This window comes from Corallococcus sp. 4LFB, assembly GCF_046520365.1.
Taxonomy (GTDB): Bacteria; Myxococcota; Myxococcia; order Myxococcales; family Myxococcaceae; genus Corallococcus; species Corallococcus caeni.
Genome location: NZ_JBKGHJ010000996.1, coordinates 1 through 1,355 on the forward strand (window position 1 = coordinate 1; position 1,355 = coordinate 1,355).

Genomic DNA, 1,355 nt, shown 5'->3' on the forward strand with positions numbered 1-1,355 from the left:
GGTCTTCACCACGCTCTGCAACGGCGCCACGCTGGTGCTCGCGCCGCTGGAGAAGTTGATGCCGGGCGCGCCCCTGCCCGTGCTGCTGCGTGAGCAGGAATTGAGTGTCGTCAGCCTCACCCCCGCGGCACTGGCGGCCACGTCCTCCGAAGGGCTGCCCAAGGTGCGCACCGTCATCTCCGGTGGTGAGGCACTGCCCGCCGACGTCGTCTCGCGTTGGGCCCCGGGGCGAAAGTTGATCAACACCTACGGCCCCACGGAGGCCACCGTCATCGCCACGTTCGGCGAGGTCGTCGCGGATGGGAACGTGCCCTCCATCGGCAAGCCGTTGGCGAACGTGCGCGTTTACGTGCTCGACCCGTATGGGCAGCCGGTGCCGGTGGGCGTGCGCGGTGAGCTGCACATCGGCGGCGTGGGCGTCGCGCGTGGGTACGCAGGGCGCCCGAGCCTCACCGCCGAGCGCTTCGTGCCGGATTCCTTCTCGGGTGAGGAAGGGGCTCGCCTCTACCGCACGGGCGACGTGGTGCGCTGGCGCGCGGACGGCCAGCTGGACTTCGTCGGCCGCATTGACGCCCAGGTGAAGGTGCGCGGCTTCCGCATCGAGCTGGGCGAAGTCGAGAACGCCCTGCGGGCTGCCCCCGCGGTGAAGGACGCGGTGGTGCTCGCCCGTGAGGATGCTCCGGGCGACAGGCGGCTGGTGGCCTACGTCGTGGGTGAAGCGCTCGACGTCTCCGCCCTCCGTGCCTACCTCAAGCAGCACCTGCCTGAGTACATGGTGCCCGCCGCCTTCGTCTCCCTGGAGGCGCTGCCGCTGACGTCCAACGGCAAGGTGGACCGCAAGGCGCTCCCTGTCCCGGACGCGGGCCTGCTCCGGGCTTCGCACGCCTACGAAGCGCCGGTGACGCCGCTGGAGGAGAAGCTCTCGGCGCTCTGGAGCGAAGTGCTGCGAGTCCCCACCGTGGGCCGCACGGACAACTTCTTCGAGTTGGGCGGCCATTCGCTGCTCGCCACCCAACTGGTGGCCCGCGTACGCGCCACGCTCGACGTGGAGTTGCCCCTCCGCGCTCTCTTCGAGGCCCCCACCATCGCGGCCCTTGCGGAGAGGTTGCAGCGGGTTTCCACCGGTACGCGCTTGCCGCCCCTCACCCGCACGCGCTCCGACGGCCCTCAGCCGCTCTCCTTCGCCCAGCAGCGCCTCTGGTTCCTCGACCAGTTGGCGCCGGACGACGCGTCCTACAACCTCCCCGTCGCCCTGCGCCTGCTGGGGCGCCTGGACGTCGAGGCCCTGCGCCGTGCCTTCGAAGCGCTGGTGGCGCGCCACGAAGCCCTGCGCACCACCTTCTTCGAGCACGAGG

1 protein-coding gene is annotated in these 1,355 nt (G+C 70.8%); it reads left to right on the plus strand.

Translation table 11 applies throughout. From position 1 onward, the window contains the following. Positions 1-1,355: AMP-binding protein (locus ACLEQD_RS43470; protein WP_410391802.1), on the plus strand; the 1,355-nt coding region annotated here is incomplete at both ends.